Here is a 16,003-nt window from a genome sequence, read left to right on the forward strand (position 1 = left end):
ATGAGCTCTTCTTCCTCCTCCACCCTGCCGGCCGCCGCCGCGCCCGCGTCCTCCTCGGTGATGACGGTGCTCGGCATTCTGGCCGTCGCCGTGCTGCTGGTGGCGCCGTTCGGCGTCTATCCTGTGTTCCTTATGAAGGTGATGTGCTTCGCGCTGTTCGCGTGCGCGTTCAACCTGATGCTGGGCTACACCGGGCTGCTGTCGTTCGGGCATGCCATGTTCTTCGGCGGCTCGGCCTATATCTGCGCCCACACCGTGAAGGTGCTGGGCTTCACCCCCGAGCTCGGCATCCTCTCCGGGGTGCTGTTCGCCGCGGTGCTGGGTTTCGTCACCGGGCTGCTGGCGATCCGCCGCCAGGGCATCTATTTCGCCATGGTGACCCTGGCGCTGGCGCAGATGTTCTTCTTCTTCTGCCTCCAGGCGCCCTTCACCGGCGGCGAGGACGGCCTGCAATCGGTGCCGCGCCGGCCGCTGTTCGGCTTCATCGACATCAGCCAGGACATCCACCTCTACTACATGGTGCTGGCCATCTTCCTGTTCGGCTTCCTGGTCATCTACCGCACCATCCATTCGCCGTTCGGCCAGGTGCTGAAGGCGATCCGCGAGAATGAGCCGCGCGCCATCTCGCTGGGCTATCGGGCCAACCAGTACAAGCTGCTGGCCTTCGTGCTTTCGGCGGCTCTGGCGGGCCTTGCCGGTTCCACCAAGGTGATGGTGTTCCAGCTCGCTTCACTCACCGACGTCGCCTGGCAGATGTCCGGCGAGGTGGTGCTGATGACCCTGGTGGGTGGCATGGGCACCATCCTCGGCCCGGTGGTGGGTGCGGCGGTCATCGTCACCATGCAGAACTATCTCGCCGGGCTCGGCGAGTGGGTGCTGGTGATCCAGGGCGTCATCTTCGTCGCCGCCGTGTCCCTGTTCCGCCGCGGCATCGTCGGTGAGATCATCGCCATCGTGAAATACTACGGGACCAAGAAGGCGGGCTGAGGCGCCGCGTCGTCTCGGCCGGAGTGCCACCTGAAAGCCCGCTCCGGTGTGCCGGGGCGGGCTTTTTCGTTTGTGCCGGACCCCGCCCGGGTCGCCGGGGTGACCTTTTTCGGCCGCGCGTCATGAAGGCTGCGTTATGGTGGGCCACGAAGCGCACCAGAGGTCGGGGCGCACGGCAATCACCCCTGCCGGCGAGGAGATGGCATGAACGCAGGCACACTCGCCCCTGAGGCGGTCCAGACCGGCGCCACGCGCTACGCCGATTTCCTGCTGCTCGGCGGTGGCATCGCCAGCGCTGCCGCCGCTTCCACCCTGAGAGCGGAGGGCGCCACCGGATCGGTGATGATGCTTTCGGCGGAGAATGTGCCGCCCTACCATCACCCGGCGCTCTCCAAGCATCTGCTACTCGGTGACGACGGGGACGAGCGCCTGCTCATCCACCCCATGAGCTTCTATAAGGAGAACGGCATCGATCTGGTGCTGGGTGCCCACGTGGACCGGGTGGACGCGGCCCGCCAGGTGGTGGTCACCCGCACGGGCGAAAAGATCGGCTATGGCCAGTTGCTGATCGCCACCGGGGCGAAGCCGCTGGCGTTGAAGGCGCCCGGCGCCAACCTGCCGGGCGTGTTCAGCCTGCGCCAACGCTCCGATGCGGAGGCGATTCGCGGCGCCATGTCCGAGGCCAAGCGGGCGGTGGTGCTGGGGGGGAGCTATCTCGGGCTCGAGATTGCCATGTCGCTGCTGGCCGCGGGCCTGCAGGTGACCATCATCGAACGAGGACCCCGCCTCCTGCCGCATCTGGAGGCGCCGCGCCTGTCGCAATATTTCGAGCGTTATGCCGAATCGCGGGGCGCCACCTTGCTGCTCAACGAGCAGGTGGCGGCGGTGCGCGGCCGTGGGCATGTGGAGCAGGTGGCCACCATCGGCGGCCAGCTGGTGCCCTGCGACCTGGTGGTGGTGTCAATCGGCGTCACGCCGGCCACCGACTTCCTCAAGGGCAGCGGCATCAGCCTGGATGACGAGGGATATGTGGTGGCCGACGCCCAGTTGCGCACCAATGTCCCCACCGTGTTCGCCGCCGGCGACGTCACCACCTTCTATGATCCGGTGTTCGCGCGGCGCCGGCATTTGCAGCATTGGGACAATGCCCAGAAGCAGGGCCGCCTGGTCGCCCGCAACATGCTGGGGCGGCGGCTGCGCTATGACGAGGTGTCGTACTTCTTCTGCGAGGTGGGGGACATCGGCTTCAACGTGCTGGGATCGCCCGAGGAAGCGGACAACTGGATCACCCGCGGCTCGCTGGAGAAGGGCTCGTTCGCTTTATTCTATCTCAAGGGCGATGTGCCGCGCGCGCTGTTCTCAGTGGGGCGGCCGCCGGATGAGATCCGGGTGGCGGAAGGGTTGATACGCTATCGCGTGGCGCTCGGCGCAGTGAAGGAGCGCCTGCGGGAGCCGGGCTTCGTGCTCGACCACATCCCCACCCAGACCGCCCTCATCCTGCAGGGGGGCGGTGCCCTTGGCGCATTTGAATGCGGTGTGGTGAAGGCCCTGGAGGAGGGGGGGATCTTCCCGGACATCGTCGCCGGGGTTTCTATCGGCGCCCTCAACGGGGCGGTGATCGCCGGCAATCCAGGCCATGCGTCCGAAGCGCTGCAATCGTTCTGGGCGGATCTCTCGGTCACCACGCCGGAGCTGGCCTATGAGGATCTGCGACGGGCCGCGGCCACCACCAAGATTTTGTCGCTGGGCGTGCCCAATTTCTTCACCCCGCGCTGGGTGATGCCACCCAAGGGGCCGGGGGACTGGCCGATCAACTGGACCAGCTATTACGACACCTCGCCCATGCGCGCGCTGTTGAGCAAATATGTGGACTTCAAAACGTTGAAGGACAGTCCGGTCCGCCTTCTGATGAGTGCTGTCGACGTAACGACGGCCACTTTGGAGGTCTTCGATAGTTATGTGGATGATCTGACGCCGGATCATGTGCTCGCCAGCGGCAGCCTGCCGCCGGGGTTTCCGTGGACTGTCATTGACGGCAAGGCCTATTGGGATGGCGGTATCATCAGCAATTCGCCGCTGGATCTACTGCTGGAGCGGTGCGGTCCTGATGGCAAGCGGGTCTTCATCGTCGATCTGTTCTCGGGCAAGCGGGCCTTGCCGGCCAACATGATGGAAGTGTTCGCCCGGCGCGACGAGATCGTCTATTCGGAGCGGGTGCAGAGCGATCTGCACTATCGGGAAAAGATCGAGCTCTATCGGAAGCTGGTGGACTATGTGGTGAGCTTCCTGGACGATGCGGAAGCGGCCAAGATCAAGCGCATTCCGGCCTATATCCAGCTCATGGGCGATGGCGCCAACAGCTCCATCACCCGCATTGTGCGCACCGGCCAGAGCGGTGAGCACGCGAGCCGCGACTATGATTTCTCCGATCTCGCGATCCGCAACAACCAGGCGGAAGGCTATGCCATCGCCAAGCGGACCCTGAGCGGCGGCGCCGAACCGGAGGCATAGGGCCGTATGGGTCTGGCGCCTATTGCGGGATCCGGCAGGTGGTTGTGCTGCGGTGATGCGTGAGGCTGGCGGGCTCGAGATGCGCAATGAAGCACGGGCCGGACGGTGTCATGGGGGGTCCACCATCCGGCCCGCTTCCCCATGCCGGTCAGGGCTTGGCACGGGTATCTGTGCCGCGCGGCGCGCGGGGCATTTGATCATCAGCCGCTGCTGCGTCCGATTCTCGGGTTGAGCACTGTGCTCAGCGAACATGGCTTCTCTATAGCAATGTTCAACATGCGCAGGAACGAAAAGACGTTCCGTTTTGGTTGTATAACGCCTTGTTTGTGGCATTTATCTGTGGGTTGCTAAACGTAAGTCTACCTTGGCAAATGTTGCGGCGGCTCTATATTACCTCCATACCGCTGGCGGAAGGCGCGCAGCCGTCCCTGGAAGGGGGGCGGGCGGTCCGTGGAACAGGTCTGCAAGTCATGGTGGTGTAAGAGAAAAGTGCGTCGCGCTCGATCGGCGGCAGTTCGGCGCGTGACGGCTGGGCGCGTGGACGAGATCTCGGCCCGATGCTGCCTGCCGTCCCGCCAAACTGGTTTTCGATGGTGAGGCCAGTTGCTCGCCGGATGTTGGAGCCAAGGCCGGCGGCGGCGCGTCAGGTCAGCGCCGTGAAATGCGCGCTCCATGGGGGCAGCTGCAGGGTGTGCTCCAGCCGCAGCCCTCCGAAGCCGTGGCCGGTCAGATCCTCACCCATGGGGAGATCCGCCAGGGGCACCTCGCGGATCTCGTCAGCAAGGTTGAAAAGGCACAGCACCCCATCCTGATGGGTTTCGTAGCTCCGTCGCTCGACGACGAGGAGACCACCGTCGGCCGCGTGGATCTTCTCATAGGTGCCGCGCAGGGCCGGCTGTGTCCGACGCCAGGCGAGGAACCGGCGCAGGCGATTGAGGGGCGAGCCGGGCTCGCGCAGCTGCTGTGACACCGCCATCTGGCGGTGGGCGTCGGGGATGGGTAGCCAGGGCTCCACCGAGCTGAAGCCGCAATGGGGCGCGTCGGCCTGCCACGGCATGGGGGTGCGGGCCCCGTCGCGTCCCTGATAGGCCGGGTAGAATTCGCGTCCATAGGGGTCGCGCAGCCGCTCGAACGGCACTTCGGCCTGGGGCAGGGCGAGCTCGCTGCCCTGGTAGAGGCATAGGGCGCCCCGCAGGCAGGAGAGGGCGGCGAGCAGGGTGATGGTGAAGCCGGGGTGGTGGGCGCCTTGCCGCAGCCGCGAGACGGCGCGCATGACGTCATGGTTGTCGAGCGCCCAGCACGGCCAGCCGTCTCCGGGATGATCGCCCAACTCGGCCACCAGGTCGCCGAGCACCGCACCATCCACGTGCTCGGCATTCAGCAGGAAGAAGCCATAGGCCAGTTGCAGCCGCCCTGGCGCCGTATAGGCCTTGTGCAGGCGCACGCCGTCGATCTGGTTCAACTCGCCCAGCAGAACCCGGCCGTCGTAGCTCTCGGCAAGGGTGCGCAGGCGGGCCATGAAGCCGAGGGTCTCCGGCTGGTCCACGTCATGAATGTGGGCCTGCAGCGTATAAGGATTGAAGCGCAGCAGCCCAGGCGGCTCGCGGTCGACGGCGGGTGGATTGTCGGTCAGCAGCCGGTCATGGAAATAGAAGGTGCAGGCATCGAGCCGGAAACCATCCACGCCGATGTCGAACCAGAAGCGGCACATGTCGAGCAGGGCATCCTGGACCTCGGGATTGTGAAAGTTGAGGTCCGGCTGGCTGCCCAGGAAGTTGTGCAGATAATACTGGCCGCGTCGCGGCTCCCACTGCCAGGAGGGGCCACCGAACAGGGAGAGCCAGTTGCTGGGGGCGGTGCCGTCGGCCTTGGGGTCGGCCCACACATACCAGTCCGCCCTGGCATTGGTGCGCGAGGCGCGGCTCTCGCGGAACCAGGGGTGCTGGTCCGAGGTGTGGCTGAGCACCTGGTCCATCAGCACCTTGAGGCCCCGCTTGTGGGCTTCGGCGATGATCTGCTTCACGTCGTCCACGGTGCCGAACAGGGGATCCACCGCGAGATAGTCCTCGACGTCGTATCCGAAGTCCCGCATGGGGGATTTCTGGAACGGGGAGATCCACAGGGCGTCCACCCCGAGATCCACCACATGATCGAGTGCTGCGACGATGCCCTCGAGATCGCCGACACCGTCGGCGGAGGTGTCCTTGAAGGAGCGCGGATAGATCTGGTAGATCACCGCCCCCTGCCACCAGGAAGATCCTTGCGTCATCGCCGGCAGGTTAGCACGGGCGTGCACCGCGGCAACCCCGGGGCGCCCCAAGGAGGCTCCATGCGTCGCTTTCCTCCCGAGCGGATCGTCTGTCTCACCGAGGAAACGGTGGAGACGCTTTATCTGTTGGGAGAGGACCATCGCATCGTCGGCGTATCGGGCTATGCGGTCCGCCCGCCACGGGTGCGGCAGGAGAAGCCGCGGGTGTCCGCCTTCACTTCCGCCGACCTGCCGAAGATCCTGGCGCTGGCGCCGGATCTGGTGCTCACGTTCTCCGACATGCAGGCTGAGATCTGCGCCGATCTGGTGCGGGCCGGGGTGGCGGTGCACGCCTTCAACCAGCGGGACATCGCCGGCATCCTGGCCATGATCCGGCTTCTCGGCGCGCTGGTGGACGCGCGGGCGCGGGCGGAACACCTGGTCGCCAGCTATGAGCGACGTCTGGAAACCATCGCCGCGGCGGTGCCGCCGGGGCCACGGCCTCGGGTCTATTTCGAGGAATGGGACGAGCCGCTGCTCAGCGCCATCGGATGGGTCTCGGAGCTCATCACCATCGCCGGCGGGTGCGATGTGTTTGCCGATCGCTCCGGCGCGCCGGCGGCCAAGGATCGCTGCGTGACGTCGCAGGCGGTGATCGCCGCCGCACCGGATGTGATCCTCGCCTCCTGGTGCGGCAAGAAGGTGGTGCCCGAGCGGATCCGGGCGCGACCGGGCTGGAGCGAGATCCCGGCGGTGCGGCACGGCCGCATCACCGAGATCAAGTCGCCGCTCATTCTGCAGCCCGGCCCGGCGGCGCTGACCGACGGGCTCGATGCTATCGTGGCCGCGCTGCGCTGAGCGGATGCTCAGTCGCGCTCATCCAGGGGATGGGTGCGCAGGCGCATGGGGTCGTAGAAGGGCGTGCGCACCACGTTGGCTTCAAGCCGTGCCGCGCCGTCAGCGACGGTGAGGGCGGTGCCGAGCGCGGTGGCCTCCGGCTTCAGGGACACCAGGGCCAGCGATTTCATCAGGTAGCGGCTGTAGGTGACGGAGTTCACCACGCCCACCTCGACGCCATCACGAAGGATCTTGGCGCCGGGAGTCACCGCCGTGGCAGCCAGCACCTCCATGCCCGCCTGATGGGTGCGCTCGGTGCCCTTGCGGCGGATCAGCGCTTCCTTGCCCCGGAAGGAGGGTTTGTTGAGGTCCACGGACCAGTCCATGAGGACTTCCCAGGGCGTGGTGTCGGCATGGGGCATGTCGAACGGGAAGAAGAGCAGGGCACCCTCCACCCGAACGATGTCCAGGCAATCCCACGAGACGGCCATGGCACCGAACGGCTTTCCGGCTTCGAGAATCTGATCCCACAGGGCCACCGCATCCTTGGCGGCACAGAACACTTCATAGCCGCGCTCGGCCGAATAGCCGCCCCGGGCGAGGGAGACCGGCACCCCGAACAGGGTGGTCTTGCCATGTCCGAAGTAGGGCAGCGCCTTCAGATCCATGGGCGTATGGGGGGCGAGGATGTCGAGCGCCTTCGGCCCCTGCAGGGAGAGGATGTGCACATCGTCGTCGCGCTGATAGGAGACGTCGAAGCCCTTCGCCACCACCGGCAGGGCCTCTTCGAGGGCGCCGCCGCCATGGGAGAGGCGGAAGGTCTCTGGCCCGTCCACATAAACCAGCACGTCGTCGATCAGGCCGCCGTCGTCATTGACGATGGAAGCGATCATGGAGCGGCCGGCCGGCACCTTGGCGAGATCGGCGGTCACCAGCGCGTTGAGGAAGGCGAGCGCGTCCTTGCCGGTGACGTGGATGATCTTGAGCGCCGAAACGTCGATCAGGCCGGCACGGGTGCGCACCGCCACCGTCTCCTCATCGGGGCAGGTCGCATAATGCTGCGGAATCGCCATGTTGTTCCAGGATTCCTCGAGCTTGGACCCGAGCTCGCGGTGACGCCCGTTGAGAACGGATTGGCGCCAAACGGTTTCAGTCATCCTCATCCCCTCTTGCCGGCCCCGCGGGCCTGATCTTGTCCGCCGCTCCGGCGTTTCTGTTCCGGTCGCCCGCCGCCGGTCGCGACGCTGGCGCATCCTGAAAGCACGCTCATTTTGTGTCAATTGATTTTCGTGATAAGAAAATTTCTGTTTTGCTGCATACGCTTTGATCGCTTCGTATGTCTCTGAACATTGCAGAACAGGAAATGCCCCATAATTGGTCAATACTTGCTCAATCAATGGGCTTGCACATGAAGCGTTCGATGGCACTGTGTTTCCGCGGCGTCAAAAAAGTTCACTGAGGGGAACGGGTCGCGAAAGGCGCAACAGCGGTCTGGTCCGGTCGGGGGCCGGCCTGGCGGAGCTCATGTCATGTCCGATGTCAAGAAGTGGGGTGGGGAAGACTTTTGGGGTCTCGGCTTCGAGTGGGATCCGCAATGGTTGCTGACGCCGGCGCAGAAGGAGCTGCAATCCAAGCTCATCGCGCTGTGTGAGAAGACGTTGCGGGCCAATGCCATCGAAAGCGACGCGAAATACATCTACCCGCGGAAGAATTTCGAGGCCCTGGCGTCGCTGGGGCTGCTCGGCCTCAATGTTCCCAAGGCGCTGGGCGGGCTCGGCGAGAACCATGTCTGTGCCGCCATGGTGGTGGAAACCATCGCCCGCTACGGCTGTCCGTCCACCGCCATGTGCTACACCATGCACCTCGGCGCCACCGCCGCCGCTCTGTTGCGGCACCACGACAACCCTATTCTCACCGATATTCTGAAGCGGCTCGACACGGACGTGCTGATCGGCACCCTGTCCTATTCGGATCCCGAGACCGGCTCGCACTTCTGGTATCCCATCTCCTCCAAGGCCGAAGCCCATGGCGATGGCTGGAAGGTGACCAAGAAGGCCTCCTGGACCACCTCCGGCGGCTTTGCCGACTGGTACATCATCCAGACCACCAGCCCCGGTTTCGCCGGTGACTATTCGGATCTGTCGTGCTTCCTCGTCACCAAGGACGAGGTGAGGTCCAATCCCTCGGAATGGGATGGACTGGGTCTGCGCGGTAACCAGTCCGGTCCCATCATGATCGAGAACGCGGTGTTGCCCAAGGAGGCTCTGGTGGGCCCCATCGGCGATGGCGCCAAGTCCAATGACGAGGTGGTGGACCCCTTCTTCCTCACCCTGTCTTCCGCCTGCTGGAACGGTATCTCCCTGGCGGTGATCGACATCGCCAAGCGCCACACCACCCGCAAGACCCACAATGACGTGGGCATGCGTGTCGCCGACTACCCCACCATCCAGGATTATGTGGGAGAGGCGATCATGGACACCAACACCTGCCGGGCCTTCGATTTCCAGATGGCGGCGGCGCTCGACCAGGTGACCGGCAATTGCGACTGGTCGATCCATGAGGATGTGAATGCCTTGCCGCGCTCGGCGCTGCTGCACTGGCTGTGGCAGGTGAAGTTCACCGCGTCCAAGAATGTCGCCCACGTGGTCGACAAGATGCTGCATGCCACCGGTGGCACCGGCTATCGCCCAGCCCTGCAGATCGAGCGCTATCTGCGCGATGGCAAGGCCGGCTGGGTGATGGGGCCCACCAACGAGGTGCTGCGCCAGTTCGTCGGCAAGGCCTCCTTGCTGGGGTTCGAGAGCCTCGATTACTGGAACAAGTCCATCAATACCCGTGTTCTCAATAACGAGATCAAGAAGATGGACGATCTGGAAAAGCGCGCTTTCGCTGAAAAGCTGCTCGCCGAGGTGCAGACCACCGCCAAGGTGGCCTGAACGGCACACCGCCGCCGGTCCCGCCGCTCGCGCACGCCACGCGCGGCGGTGGGGCGGGCGGCGTGTCCTTATCCGCTGCGAGAGAGCATTGCCCATGCCGACGGTGACGACTTCGACGATTGATCTGGACGCCGGTCTTGATCCGCGTGAGCTGCGCAACGCGCTGGGCCGCTTCGCCACCGGCATCGCCGTGGTGATGGCCGGCGACGACGAGGGGCTGATGGGGGTGACGGTGAATTCCTTCTCCGCCGTCTCGCTCGATCCGCCGCTGATCCTGTTCTGCATGGCCCGCACCCTGAATTCCCTGGCCCGGCTGGAGCAGGTGAAGGCCTATTCGGTGAACATCCTGCTGGAGAGCCAGCAGGAGCTTTCCAACCGCTTCGCCCGGGCGGGAGAGGACAAATTCGCCGGCACCGACTGGCATCCGGGCCGCAGCGGGGCGCCCCGGCTCACCGCCGCCCATGCCACCTTCGAGTGCGTGCCCTACGCCCATTACGACGGCGGCGACCACATCATCTTCGTCGGCCGCGTGGTGCACATGCATGCCGAGGGCGACGACGCTCCCCTGCTGTACTACCGCGGCCGCTATCGCCTGCTGGCGGCGGCTGCGTGAGCCGCTTTCTCGGGGCCAATGGGCCCGCTGCCGAAATGGGATCGTGATGAACGTGCCTCTTGTGTCGTCCTCTGCCATCGGCGCCCCGGCGGGGGCGTCTGCGGGCCAGTACCTGGTGGTGCGCGGCGGCGGTTGCCGCGTGGTGGAGCTCGCCGCCGGCGATCATGTCACCCTGGTCGATCCGGAGGGCGGCCAGCCGGCGCTGCTGTTTCCCATCGCCTGCGATGGCATGGCTGCCGGAGCGCTGCTCGGGCTCGGGGCCGACGGCACGGTGACGCTCGGCGCGGCATTGGCCGGCCAGGGTGGCGGAGAAGGGGCCGACGACGTGGCGCGCGTGCTGGCGGAGCGCGGCGTGGATCCGCGGGCGCATCCTGGCCACCTGGTGCTGGCCGATGGCACGGCGCCGGGTGCCGCACTCAGCTTCACCGCCCCGGTTGCGCTGCTCCTGGTGGTGGCGGCACCGGGGACGCCCATGGCGCCGGACCAGCAGACCCCGCCCACCGAGCTGCATCTGCGCATCGCGCGCGGGCCGGGCACGCCGGTGCCGCTGCCGCCCGCGTTGGCGCCGGTGATCCTGGACCTGCGGGTGCCGGCGGCGCAGGCCAAGGCCTATCGGGTCAAGGCCGGCGACTATATCCAGATCATCGACGTGGCCGGGCGCCAGTGCTCCGATTTCCTCGCGTTCGATGCGGCGGGGCTCGTGCGGGGCGAGGAATTCGGCCTCGACGCCACCACCACGCGGACGCTGATGGGCGCCGCCTATCCCGGGCCGGGCCTGCACTCGAAATATTATGACGAGCGACAGATCCCGCTGGTGGAGGTGATCCGTGACACGGTGGGACGGCACGATACGTTCGCCCTGGCCTGCTCGGCCAAATATTATGAAGACATGGGCTATCCCGGCCACGCCAATTGCTCCGACAATTTCAATGTGGTGCTGGCGCCTTTGGGCGTGCGGCCGAAGCGGGGCTGGCCGGCCATCAATTTCTTCTACAATACCGGCATCGACCACGCCAACGCGCTCACCATGGACGAGCCCTGGTCGCGGCCGGGGGATTATGTGCTGCTCCGGGCGCTGACCGATCTCGTCTGCGCCACCTCGTCCTGCGCGGACGACATCGACCCCGCCAATGGCTGGGAGCCCACCGACATTCACGTGCGCGTCTATGACGGTGCCGCGCACTTCTCCAGGGGAACCGCCTTCCGCATGACCGCCGATGCCGAGCCGCGTTTGACGCGCGAGACCGCTTTTCATCCGCGGGTGGCTGAGAAGACCCGCAATTTCGTGGAGTATCGCGGCTTCTGGCTGCCCACCTGTTTCACCGGCGAGGGGTCGGTGGCGGAATATTGGGCCTGCCGGGAGCGCGCGGCCATCATGGACCTCTCGCCGCTGCGCAAATTCGAGGTCACGGGCCCGGATGCGGAGCTGCTGCTGCAGCGCACGGTGACCCGCGACATGCGCAAGCTCGCGGTCGGGCAGGTGGTTTATACGGCCCTGTGCTACGACCATGGCGGCATGATCGACGATGCCACCGTGTTTCGGCTGGGGCCGGCCAATTTCCGCGTGGTGTGCGGCGAGGAATTCACCGGCAAGTGGCTGCGCGACAAGGCGGCGGAATGGGGCCTCAGGGTCTTCGTGAAATCCTCCACCGACCAATTGCACAATATCGCCGTGCAGGGTCCGCTCTCGCGGGAGATCCTCTCGGAAGTGATCTGGACGGCGCCGACCCAGCCGGCCATTGCGGAGCTGAAGTGGTTTCGCTTCGCTGTGGCGCGGCTCGGCGGACCCATGGGGCCGGCGCTGGTGGTCTCCCGCACCGGTTATACGGGCGAGCTCGGGTTCGAGATCTGGTGTCATCCGCAGGACGCTGCCGCCGTCTGGGACGCGGTGTGGGCTGCGGGCGCGCCCAAAGGCCTGAAGCCGCTCGGCCTCGATGCCCTCGACATGCTGCGCATCGAGGCGGGCCTCGTCTTCGCGGGCTATGATTTCTGCGATCAGACCGACCCGTACGAGGCCGGCATCGGCTTTGCGGTGGCCAACAAGGACGAGGACTTCGTGGGCCGGGAGGCGCTGGCGCGGCGGAAGGCGCATCCCGCGCGCAAGATGGTGGGCCTCGTGATCGACGGGAACGAGGCGGTGGGCCACGGCGATCCGCTCTACAATGGCCGGGCGCAGGTGGGGGTCGTCACCAGCGCCACCCGCTCGCCCATCCTCAAGGCGAGCATCGCGCTCGCCCGGGTGGACGTGGCGGCGGCAGAGGTGGGCACCCGGCTGGAGATCGGCAAGCTCGACGGGCTGCAGAAGCGGATCGGCGCGCAGGTGGTGCCGTTTCCCCACTTCGATCCGCAGAAGACGCGCGTGCGCGCCTGAGCCCGGCGTCTGGCCCGTTTGAAAGCTCACCCCCGCCCGGCCAGTGCCGCGCGGGGGCGCTGGCACATGCGCGTAAGGCTGGATCAACTTGGTCAGTCTTTCTGACGCATGTATTGCGTGTGCTTTCATCTGTGTGCGCACCGAATGTGCGCCGATGTGAGCAAAAAATATGCTCGCTCTGACTTTGCGTCAGATGTATATCGTCATTGACAATAATTTTTCTTATGGAGAAACTCCCCGCAATCAAGAGGGGATCAAACATGACCATAACCGCGGTTGAAGGGGAGCCGTCGGCAGACGCCGGCTCGCTCCAGCGCAAGATCAGTTGGACCGGTGCATTCTGGATTGCCAGCGGCGTTCCAGCGCTGGTGCTGTTTTCCATCGGCGCCATCGGCGCCACCGTGGGCGCGCCTGCCTGGGTGGTGTGGAGCGTCTCCATCCTGTTCGGCTTCATACAGGCATTTTCCTATGCGGAAATTGCCGGGCTGTTTCCGCACAAGTCCGGCGGCGCCTCGGTTTATGGCGCGGTGGCCTGGGTGCGCTATTCCAAGCTCCTGGCGCCGTTCTCGGTCTGGTGCAACTGGCTCGCCTGGTCGCCGGTGCTCTCCATCGGTTCCGGCCTTGCCGCCGGCTATGTGCTCTCCATCCTGTTTCCGGCCGATGCCGCCATCAACAGCTGGTCGTTGACCCTGCTTGATCTCAATTGGCTGAAGAGCGGCCTCACCTTGCGGGTGAACGCCACCTTCTTCCTGGGGGCGGCGCTGTTGCTGGTGGCTTTCGCCATCCAGCATCGCGGCATCAGCCAGACGGCGCGGGTGCAGGTCATCCTGGGGGTGGCGGCGCTGCTGCCCCTCATCCTCATCGGCCTCGTGCCGCTGGTCACCGGTGATGTGCTGCTGGCGAACCTCGGCCCGTTCGCGCCGCTGGCCAAGGATGGCACCGGCCAGGTGGTGGCGGGTGAGTGGAACATGGCGGGTATCACGCTGATGGCCGGCGGCCTGTTCATCGCCGCGTGGTCCACCTATGCGTTCGAGACCGCGGTCTGTTACACGCGCGAGTTCAAGGACCCGAAGACGGATACCTTCAAGGCGATCCTCTATTCGGGGCTGCTGTGCATCTTCGTCTTCACCCTGGTGCCTATCGCCTTCCAGGGCGTGCTCGGCCTCGGCCACATGGTGACGCCGGCGGTGATCGATGCCCAGGGCAATATCGTCACCCCTGCCGTCTATGATGGCATCCTCAATGCCGACATCTATTCCGGCATGGGCGTGGCGAGCGCCATGGCGAGCATGATCAAGGGTGGGGCATTGGTGCACACCGTCATCGTGGTGATGCTGATCTTCGCCCTGATGCTGGCCATCATCACCTCCATGGCCGGGTCCTCGCGCACCCTCTATCAGGCCTCGGTGGACGGCTGGCTGCCCAAGTATTTGTCGCACGTGAACGAGAACGGCGCGCCCACCCGGGCCATGTGGACCGATCTCGCCTTCAATCTCGTGCTGCTGATGATGTCGGACTACGTCTTTGTCCTGGCCATCTCCAATGTCTGCTACATTCTGTTCAACTTCCTCAATCTCAACGCCACCTGGATCCACCGCATCGATCGTCCGTCCTGGGCGCGGCCCTACAAGGCGCCCGGCTGGCTGCTCGGTCTCGGCACGCTGCTCGCATATGTGAACCTCGCCCTGCTCGGCATGGGCGCGGACATCTGGGGCGCGGGCACGCTGGTGACGGGTCTCGTGTGCTCGGCCCTCATTCTGCCGGTGTTCGCCTTCCGCCACTACGTGACCGACAAGGGCCAGTTCCCGGCGGCCATGCTGGAAGACATGCACCTCAAGGCGGAGACGGGGGCCGGAACCCGCGCCGGGCTGCTGCCCTACCTGGCGCTCCTCGTGGGCGCGGTGGTGGTCATCGTCGCCCATTCCATCGCGGTCTACTGAACGGGAACGAGATGAGCGACCAAGGGATCAAGAGCCGCCCCGCCTACGGAAAGATCACCGGTGATCCGGCCGCGCGCCACGCGCTGCTGGTGGTGGAAGGGGCCGGCCTTCCGGACGAGCTGATGGCGGAGGGGGTTGACCCCTCCGCCTTCGAGACATGGACCGTGGCCCATGCCAGCACGGTGCCTGGCGCGCCGGTGATGGACGAGGCTGCGGGGGCCGTGCGGTCATTCCGCTCCGCCCGCCAGCTGTTCTCGGCCCTGGAGGAGCGCCTGGCGCGCGAGACCATGGGGCTGCGCCTGTGCGCGGCCGGCACCGAGCCGTTTCTGTGGGATGTGTTCAACATCGGCGCGGTGGCGGGCCTCACCCGCCAGGAGATGCAATTCGCCCAGATGGGGCCGCAGGCCCGGCGGATCTTCTGCGTTCACTGCCGCACCGTCTCGGAAGGCATCACCGCCTCCATCGTCACCTGTGCCGGCTGCGGCGCGTCGCTGTTCGTGCGCGATCACTTCTCCAAGCGTCTCGCCGCCTTCATGGCCGTGCAGATCGATGCCGAGGTGCCCGGCGAGGTGCCGCCGTCCGAGGAGATCTACCGATGACCGGAACCATCCCTGTGCGGGTGCGCGAGATTACCGCGCTGGCGCCCACCCTCAAGCGTTTCGCCTTTGAGCCGGCCCATGGGGGCGCCTTTCCCACCGCGCCGGCGGGCGGGCATGTGATGCTGACCCTGCGCGATGGCGCGCGGGTGATGAAGAATGCCTATTCGCTGGTCTCGCCCCCCGGGGCGCGTGGGCGTTACGAGATCATCGTCCGCAAGGTGGCGCAGTCGCGCGGTGGCTCGGCCTTCCTGCATGCCCATGTGGCGGCCGGCGACGTGCTGGAGATGGCGCCGCCGGTGAGCCTGTTCCCGCTCGCGGCCACCGCCCGCAAACACGTGCTCATCGCCGGCGGCATCGGCATCACGCCCATGCTGTCCTTTCTGGCGGAACTGCAGGCCCGGGGCGCCCGGTTCGAGCTGCACCATCTGTCCTCCCCCGAGGAGGTGCCGGTGTTCGAGCGCCTGCTGGCGCCCTATGCGGTCGATGCCGACATCCGCGTGCATGGGGGTGGCCGGGCGGCGTTCGATCTCGCCGGGCTGCTGTCGCGTCAGCCGCTCGGCAGCCATGTCTACACCTGCGGGCCGCATAGCCTGATGGATGCGGTGGGCACCACCGCGCTCGCCCTCGGCTGGCCCAGGGGCAGCGTGCACAAGGAGAGCTTCGGCGCGGCCGCCGGCGGCCTGCCGTTCAAGGCGGTCCTCACCCGCTCGGGCATCGAGGTGACGGTGGGTGAGAACCAGACCCTTTTGGAGGCGATCGAGGCGGCGGGCGTGGCCGCGCGCTGCCTGTGCCGGGGCGGCGCCTGCGGCGAATGCGTGACGCGGGTGGAGGAGGGCGAGGTGGACCACCGCGACGACTTCCTTTCCGATGCGGAGAAGGCGTCCGGCGCCCTCATCATGCCGTGCGTGTCGCGTGCCCGCGGGCCGCGCCTCGTGCTTGACCTGTGAACCGTGGAGGGATC

At 66.1% G+C, this 16,003-nt stretch carries 11 protein-coding genes; 9 read left to right on the forward strand and 2 right to left on the reverse strand.

The features are described 5' to 3' along the window. A complete protein-coding gene (locus tag ACU4E7_RS13355) occupies positions 1-987 on the forward strand; it encodes a branched-chain amino acid ABC transporter permease (RefSeq protein ID WP_443265861.1) in 987 nt (328 codons plus the stop codon). 204 nt (positions 988-1,191) lie between these two features. After that, positions 1,192-3,498 carry an FAD-dependent oxidoreductase gene (locus ACU4E7_RS13360; RefSeq protein ID WP_447019138.1) on the forward strand — a complete coding sequence of 769 codons (2,307 nt, stop codon included), beginning with the start codon at positions 1,192-1,194 and terminating at the stop codon, positions 3,496-3,498. 643 nt (positions 3,499-4,141) lie between these two features. Here ACU4E7_RS13360 and ACU4E7_RS13365 read toward each other — a convergent pair. Next, on the reverse strand, positions 4,142-5,767 hold the full coding sequence (locus ACU4E7_RS13365) for an alpha-amylase family glycosyl hydrolase (RefSeq protein ID WP_238120268.1): 1,626 nt from the start codon (positions 5,765-5,767) through the stop codon (positions 4,142-4,144). A 60-nt stretch (positions 5,768-5,827) separates the two neighbouring features. On the opposite strand from ACU4E7_RS13365, the gene ACU4E7_RS13370 reads away from it, so the two are divergent. Then, on the forward strand, positions 5,828-6,604 hold the full coding sequence (locus ACU4E7_RS13370) for a cobalamin-binding protein (RefSeq protein ID WP_447019139.1): 777 nt from the start codon (positions 5,828-5,830) through the stop codon (positions 6,602-6,604). Positions 6,605-6,612: 8 nt separating this feature from the next. Here the strand turns inward: ACU4E7_RS13370 and ACU4E7_RS13375 are convergent, their stop codons facing one another. Then, entirely contained in the window at positions 6,613-7,740 is a 1,128-nt protein-coding gene (locus ACU4E7_RS13375; protein WP_238120272.1) for an aminomethyltransferase family protein, read from the reverse strand. Positions 7,741-8,112: 372 nt separating this feature from the next. Here ACU4E7_RS13375 and ACU4E7_RS13380 point away from each other — a divergent pair, with 372 nt between their 5' ends. From ACU4E7_RS13380 to ACU4E7_RS13405, 6 genes are all read left to right on the forward strand, one after another. Next, positions 8,113-9,519 carry an acyl-CoA dehydrogenase family protein gene (locus ACU4E7_RS13380; RefSeq protein WP_447019140.1) on the forward strand — a complete coding sequence of 469 codons (1,407 nt, stop codon included), beginning with the start codon at positions 8,113-8,115 and terminating at the stop codon, positions 9,517-9,519. Between the two features lie 94 nt (positions 9,520-9,613). Beyond that, entirely contained in the window at positions 9,614-10,132 is a 519-nt protein-coding gene (locus ACU4E7_RS13385; RefSeq protein WP_238124998.1) for a flavin reductase family protein, read from the forward strand. 46 nt (positions 10,133-10,178) lie between these two features. Beyond that, positions 10,179-12,503 (forward strand): DUF1989 domain-containing protein, encoded by a 2,325-nt coding sequence (locus ACU4E7_RS13390; RefSeq protein WP_447019141.1) that lies wholly within the window; start codon positions 10,179-10,181, stop codon positions 12,501-12,503. A 260-nt stretch (positions 12,504-12,763) separates the two neighbouring features. Next, positions 12,764-14,443, forward strand: coding sequence for an APC family permease (locus ACU4E7_RS13395; protein ID WP_238121439.1), 1,680 nt, complete (start codon positions 12,764-12,766; stop codon positions 14,441-14,443). Between the two features lie 11 nt (positions 14,444-14,454). Then, the gene (locus tag ACU4E7_RS13400) at positions 14,455-15,042 is read left to right on the forward strand and encodes a dimethylamine monooxygenase subunit DmmA family protein (protein ID WP_447019142.1); all 588 of its coding nucleotides are present in this window, start codon (positions 14,455-14,457) and stop codon (positions 15,040-15,042) included. Beyond that, positions 15,039-15,989: a PDR/VanB family oxidoreductase gene (locus ACU4E7_RS13405; protein WP_447019143.1), complete on the forward strand. Its 951-nt coding sequence runs from the start codon at positions 15,039-15,041 to the stop codon at positions 15,987-15,989. The genes ACU4E7_RS13400 and ACU4E7_RS13405 overlap by 4 nt, the downstream gene beginning before the upstream one ends. Positions 15,990-16,003: the final 14 nt, after the last annotated feature.

The organism is Xanthobacter sp. ZOL 2024, assembly GCF_052932325.1.